This is a genomic window from Halomonas sp. 3D7M, from assembly GCF_014897885.1.
Taxonomy (GTDB): Bacteria; Pseudomonadota; Gammaproteobacteria; order Pseudomonadales; family Halomonadaceae; genus Vreelandella.
Genome location: NZ_JABUZF010000144.1, coordinates 1 through 6,516 on the forward strand (window position 1 = coordinate 1; position 6,516 = coordinate 6,516).

6 protein-coding genes are annotated in these 6,516 nt (G+C 51.9%); 3 read left to right on the forward strand and 3 right to left on the reverse strand.

Going from position 1 to position 6,516, the window contains the following annotated elements:
* The 3 genes from dctP to INT22_RS07030 form a co-directional block, all read left to right on the forward strand.
* Positions 1 to 924 (forward strand): TRAP transporter substrate-binding protein DctP (dctP, locus tag INT22_RS07020; protein ID WP_193067943.1); only part of this gene is annotated, 924 nt, incomplete at its 5' end.
* Complete coding sequence (locus INT22_RS07025) at positions 917 to 1,459, forward strand: TRAP transporter small permease subunit (protein ID WP_038485821.1); 543 nt, start codon at positions 917 to 919, stop codon at positions 1,457 to 1,459. The genes dctP and INT22_RS07025, both read left to right, overlap by 8 nt.
* 128 nt (positions 1,460 to 1,587) lie before the next feature.
* Positions 1,588 to 2,907 carry a TRAP transporter large permease gene (locus tag INT22_RS07030; RefSeq protein WP_089037544.1) on the forward strand — a complete coding sequence of 440 codons (1,320 nt, stop codon included), beginning with the start codon at positions 1,588 to 1,590 and terminating at the stop codon, positions 2,905 to 2,907.
* Between the two features lie 97 nt (positions 2,908 to 3,004).
* On the opposite strand, the gene csiR is transcribed toward INT22_RS07030, so the two are convergent.
* The 3 genes from csiR to INT22_RS07045 form a co-directional block, all read right to left on the reverse strand.
* Positions 3,005 to 3,715 (reverse strand): DNA-binding transcriptional regulator CsiR, encoded by a 711-nt coding sequence (gene csiR / locus INT22_RS07035; RefSeq protein ID WP_125749459.1) that lies wholly within the window; start codon positions 3,713 to 3,715, stop codon positions 3,005 to 3,007.
* Positions 3,716 to 3,939: 224 nt separating this feature from the next.
* Positions 3,940 to 5,211, reverse strand: a complete 1,272-nt coding sequence (gene gabT / locus INT22_RS07040) for a 4-aminobutyrate--2-oxoglutarate transaminase (RefSeq protein WP_038486928.1) — start codon at positions 5,209 to 5,211, stop codon at positions 3,940 to 3,942.
* A 40-nt stretch (positions 5,212 to 5,251) separates the two neighbouring features.
* Positions 5,252 to 6,516: NAD-dependent succinate-semialdehyde dehydrogenase (locus INT22_RS07045; RefSeq protein WP_226912476.1), on the reverse strand; the 1,265-nt coding region annotated here is incomplete at its 5' end.

Genomic DNA, 6,516 nt, shown 5'->3' on the forward strand with positions numbered 1-6,516 from the left:
CGCATGCACACGTTTTATGGCACCGAAGTGGATCAGATTGCAGCTGATTTTCGGGAACGGGTAAGTGAAGCGAGTGATGGCACTATCAACATTCAATTTTTCCGTGGCGGCGAGCTAGTCAGCAGCGACCAGTTTGTCGAAGCCGTTGCCCGTGGGAGCATCGATATCGGCCATGGTGTAGGTAGTTACTGGCCTGGCACAGTGGGTATCGGCACGATCGAAGGGGGCCTACCTGGAGCATGGGTAAGCGCTGAAGAAGCACACGATATATTTGCCAACCAAGGCCTTGATGAACTCATCGCAGAAGCTTACGAAGAGCAAGGCGTTAAGCTGATTGGCCGCGGCTTTGGTAGCGATTATGGTCTAGTCACCCGAGAGCCTGTTTCCAGCCTGGAAGATCTTTCCACCATGCGCATCCGCGCAACCAGCTCCATTGCAACGGTGCTGGAAAAATTCGATATCCCAACAGCCTTTATTCCTGGTGAAGAGCTCTACGTTGCGCTTTCGACAGGCGTTATCGACGGTGCTATTTACGGTGGCCCTGTTGAGTACGAACAGCTGCGAATTAATGAAGTAGCGGGCTACTACACCGATATCAACTTACTCAACCCAGGCTGGACAGAAAACGCATTCATCAACCCTCGCACCTGGGAACGGATGAGCGAAGAGCAGCAGCAAATCTTGGTAGATGAGCTGGCTCAGTACCTGGAAGACGTTCACAACTGGCTAGAAGAAGGCAACCAACGCATCATCGATGAAGGTGAGCTGTTTGAATTCGCCACCCTGCCAGCAGAAGATTCGCAACGCCTAGCCGAAGCATCTTTGCCGATTTGGGAAGAAGAAGCGGCACGCTCTGAGCGAAATGCCCAAGCCGTTGAAATCTTGATTAACAACGCCAAAGCGCAAGGAAGATTGAGTGAGTAAGATCAACCGATATCTACGCTTTCAGGATGGGCTTTCCGACTGGGTCGGACGAGTCACCGCTTGGCTGACGCTAGGTATTATCGGTGTACTGCTCTATGAAGTAGTCGCTCGCTATGTACTCAATGCCCCCACTGTGTGGGGGCACGAACTAGCGACGATGTTCTTCGGTGCGCTGAGTATCCTGGCTGGCAGCTATACCTTACGCCACCAAAGCCACGTGCGCAGTGATGTCATCTATCGCCTGCTGCCCTTCCGCATGCAGGCGTTGTGTGACGTGATTGTGTTCTCACTGGGTATCTTGGTGCTGAGCGTATTTTTCACCATGGCCGTGGAATTTGCCCACCGCTCCTGGCTAATTGGTGAGTATTCCAACCGAAGCATTTGGCGTCCAGCGCTTTGGCCGATAAAAGCGACCATTCCAATTGCCGTTGGATTGCTAATTCTGCAGAGCGTAGCAGAGCTAGTGAGGGCCATCGTGCGTTTACTTGGCATTCCCTATGATGATCCGCGAGACGACATTAGCGACGCTGATTAAATACAGCCCGACTCTGTTTAAACAGAGTGCTGCTTAACCCTCGCTCTATTTCAACGTGGTTTTACCGTGAAAAATAAGAGACACACCCCGGCACGTCCTTGTGGATATGCCATGCAAAGGGTATCCCTATGTTAAATTTAGACCCCATGATAATTACGGCGATCATGTTTCTCTCCATGATCGTCCTAATGGCAATAGGCGCTCCGCTAGCGTGGGCGTTGATGATATCGGGCATGGGAAGTGCCTACATGATGTTTGGCCCTGGTGGCTTGGACTTCTTGCTCTCATCGGCATACAGCACCATGGACAACTTTCTCCTGGTGGCCCTCCCGCTGTTCATCTTTATGGGATTGGTACTGGAACGTTCCGGTATTACCGATGATCTTTTCGAGATGATGCATAAGCTGATGGGCAGCCTTCCTGGCGGGCTCGGGATAGGCACCATTCTGATCTGCGCCCTTATCGCTGCCATGGCGGGAGTCTCAGGGGCAGCTACCGTCAGCCTAGGGATCATTGCATTACCGGCAATGCTCAAGCGGGGCTATCACAAGCGGCTAGTCACCGGCACTATCATGGCAGGTGGGGCATTAGGTTTTCTCATCCCGCCTAGCATCTTGATGATTGTTTATGCGTTTCTGGCCCGTGAATCGGTAGGAAAGCTATTTGCTGCTGGCTTAGTGCCTGGCCTAATGCTTGCCGCTATTTACATGGCCTATATATTGATACGCTGCCGCATAAACCCTTCTCTAGGTCCCGCTGCGCCAGTAGAAGAACGCTTTAGTGCCAAAGAAAAGCTGATGTCTTTGCGGCATGTGATTGCCCCTGGCCTTTTGGTCACGGCTGTATTGGGCTGCATTATCGGAGGGGTAACCTCGCCTTCGGAAGCCTCTGCAGTCGGGGCTGGCGGTGCCATGCTGATTGCAGCGCTGAGAGGTCGGCTTAATTGGAGCCTGCTGCGCTACGCGATGCTCAGCACGGCCAAAATAACCGGTATGTTGCTCTGGATTGCCATTGCCGCGGTATTCTTTAGCCGTATCTATATGGGCTTAGGCGCCGGTATGATCGTCAGTGATTTTATTAATGACTTCTCGCTGTCGCCCTATACCGTCATCATCATCATGCTGATTAGCTTTTTTGCACTGGGCATGTTTCTCGATGACTTTGCGATCCTGTTCATCACGATTCCGCTTTATGTGCCAATCGTACGTGACTTAGGGTTCGATACTACCTGGTTTGCGGTGCTGTTTATTATAAGTATGCAGTCCGCTTATCTGACACCGCCCTTTGGGTATAACCTGTTCTATATGCGATCAGTCGCGCCAAAGTCCATTACTATCGTTGATATCTATCGTTCAGCACTGCCGTATGTTGCTCTACAGATAGTGGGATTAGCAATTATCGTACTATTCCCAAGTATTGCGCTGTGGTTGCCCAACCTACTGTTCTAAACGAGCGTATCAAACGACTATCGACAGAAACCCAACTAAAAAGGCCCTAATGATTAGGGCCTTTTCTTTTAACGTTTCTTCGCTGCCTTCTGTTGCCCTATGCGACACTTTGTTGGCGCATTACCTGGGCAATAATCGGCACAGGAGACATCAAGTGTTCGTGCATCAATGCCACTGCTTCATCCTTGCGGCGCTCAAGCGTGGCATCTACCAGCGCGGCATGCTCTTGGCGCTTTTCTTCAAGGGCCTGAGCAGAAAACACGGTTTCTTTAAGCCACAAAAAGCGATAACGCTGAACTTTATCAAACAGCCCAGCGCGCACTTTCATCAAGTGAGGAGAGTTACAGCCAACCACCATCGCGGTGTGAAAATCACTATGCCGACGATCCCAACTATCTAACAGCCCTTCTGGCGAGTTCATTTCCGTCAGCTTTGCTAATTGATAAGACTTTGCCAAGATATTAGCTTCCCAGGCATCATCGCCGCGCTCGATTGCAAGCCCCAACATCATCGCTTCAACCTGCGCCCGGGCATCGTAAATATCGTTAAGCTCAGCAAGCGACATGGGTGCCACACGATAGCCACGCTGGCTAATTGCCACCACTAAATGTTCAGCAACAAGCTGGGAAAGTGCTTCTCGCAGAGGACCAATACCTAGGTCATAGCGCGCTTTAAGCACACTCATACGCAATTTTTCGTCAGGCTGAAAAGTGCCTTTAATAATATCTATTTTAAGTAGCTTGTAGGCACGAATACCCAAGTTTTCCTTGGCATCCGCCTTTTCGTCTGGGAAGAAAGATGAATTCATGAGTATGCATTTGGCAAAGTGGGTCAAAATAATAGCACACCTTGTAACAGCTGTTTGAACGTGTTCTTCCCCCGCCTCAATAACAAATGCAACAAGCAATAAAAAAAGCCGATGCAGACTAGCTGCACCGGCTTCTATCAACACTCTCTATATATCAGCACACTTATCAGCGCTCTCTACAAAAGCTTCTATTGGCGCTTAACTAACCAATGAGACGCTAGATATTACGCTGTAAGCTCTTCGAGCAATTCTTCAACAATCGTCAACCCTTCTTCAAGGATGCTGTCTTCAATAGTGACCGGCATCAAGAAGCGGATCGTATTACCGTAAAGCCCACACGACAGCAGGATAAGCCCCTTCTCCCGTGCACGTTTGCACATGGCCGCAGCGAGTTCTGGATCGGGGGTTTGATCAGCTGCAACAATATCCAATGCCGCCATCGAACCTAAATGGCGCACGTTTTCGACACAAGCAAAGCGTTGCTGCCACTGAGTAAAGCGCTGCCCCAGAACCTCTCCTAAGGCTTGGCTCTTTTCAAGAATCTTTTCTTCTTCGAATACTTCAAGTACCGCTAACACGGCCGCACAAGAAACCGGACTACCTGAATAGGTGCCACCCAGCGAGTTAGGGCCACACGCATCCATATGCTCAGCCGTTCCCACGACGGCTGAAATCGGCATGCCACCGGCCATACTCTTAGCCATGGTCATCAGGTCAGGCTCAACACCACTGTGTTCAATGGCAAACAGCTTACCGGTACGGCCAAAGCCAGACTGAACTTCATCGACGATCATCAGCATGCCGTGCTCGTCGCAAATTTCACGCACCGCTTTAAGGAAGCTGGCCGGTGCAGGATAGAACCCACCTTCACCCAGCACAGGCTCAATCACGATAGCCGCGGTGTCTCTGGGGTTGGCATCGGTCTTCAGCGTCATTTTAAGACCGCGGATAGCGTCTTCTTCGCTGACCCCATGGAACGGAACGGGGTAAGGCGCACGGAAAACATTCCCCGGCATGCTGCCGAAATCAGCCGAGTAAGGCACCACTTTGCCGTTCATTGCCATGGTCATAAAGGTACGGCCATGGTAGCCACCATCGAAGCAGATCACGTTATTCTTGCCGGTGGCGGCACGTGCAATCTTGACGGCATTCTCCAGCGCTTCAGCCCCGGAGTTAACCAGCATAACTTTGCCATGGCCGCGCACAGGCGTGAGCTGACTGAGTTTTTCAGCGACTTTCACGTAGCCTTCGTAAGGAATAACAGTCTGGCAAGTGTGCATCACCCGACCTAACTGCTCCCTAACCGCTTCGACGACTTTGGGATGGCAATGGCCGATATTAAGCACGCCAATACCGCCCGCGAAATCAATAATACGGTTACCATCCGCATCCCAGATAATCGCGTTCTCAGCACGATCCGCAAATTGCGTTGCAGGGCTGGCGGCACCATTAGCGACATATTTCTGTTTAAGCTCATTCAGCTGTGCATTGCTCATCTTCATTTACTGCATTCCTCAGTTAATTAGTGAAAATCGCTTATAGGCCGCCAACACAGACGTATTTCAACTCAGTAAACTCATCAAGCCCATGACGTGAACCTTCACGGCCCAGCCCAGACTCTTTCACCCCACCAAAGGGCGCTAGCTCGGTAGACAGAATGCCCTCGTTAACCGCAACCATTCCGTACTCCAGCCCTTCCATTACGTGCCAAATTCTGCGGTAGTCACGGGCATAGAAGTAAGCTGCCAACCCGAACTCAGTCGCATTCGCCATGGCAATGGCTTCTTCGTCGGTCTCGAAACGGAACACAGGCGCTAAAGGACCAAACGTCTCTTCACGGGCAACCCGCATATTGTCGGTCACATCAGCAATAATCGTGGGTTCGAAGAAAGTACCGCCCAACGTGTGAGGCTTGCCACCACAGACCAACCGCCCACCCTTTTCCAACGCATCGCCAATGTGGGACTCGACCTTTTCAACCGCGGCCTGATTGATCAGTGGGCCTTGCATAACGCCTTCATCTAGCCCATTGCCCACGTTCAGTTGCGCCACGCGCTTGGCAAACTTTTCAACAAATGCCTCGTAAACGCCGCTTTGAACCAAGAAGCGGTTGGTACACACGCAGGTCTGGCCAGAATTGCGATACTTAGAGGCAACAGCTCCTTCAACGGCGGCGTCTAGGTCAGCGTCATCAAACACGATGAAAGGTGCATTACCGCCTAACTCCAACGATACTTTTTTGACCGTACCGGCACACTGAGCGAGCAGCTTCTTACCCACCGGTGTGGAGCCTGTGAAAGAGAACTTACGCACGCGCGGATCGGTGGTTAGCACCTCTCCAATGGGTGCAGGCTGGCTGGCAGTGACCACATTGATCACCCCAGCGGGCAGGCCAGCAAGCTCAGCCAAGCGCGCCACCGCCAACGCCGTTAGTGGCGTTGCTTCTGCAGGTTTGATAACCACCGTACAGCCTGCCGCTAAAGCGGGGGCGCACTTACGGGTGATCATTGCCAGCGGGAAGTTCCAGGGCGTAACGGCGGCCACAACGCCAATCGGTTCGCGAAACACCAGAATGCGCTTATCGACACCATGTCCCGGCAAAGTTTCACCGGCCATGCGCTTGGTCTCTTCGGCATAAAACTCGACAAATGACGCGCCATACGCCACTTCACCGCGGGACTCTGCCAGTGGTTTGCCCTGCTCCAACGTCATTAGCCGAGCCAGGTCTTCCTGGTGCGCCATGATGGCGTCGAACCAGGCGCGCAACAGCGTTGCACGCTCTTTCGCAGTACGCTTTTTCC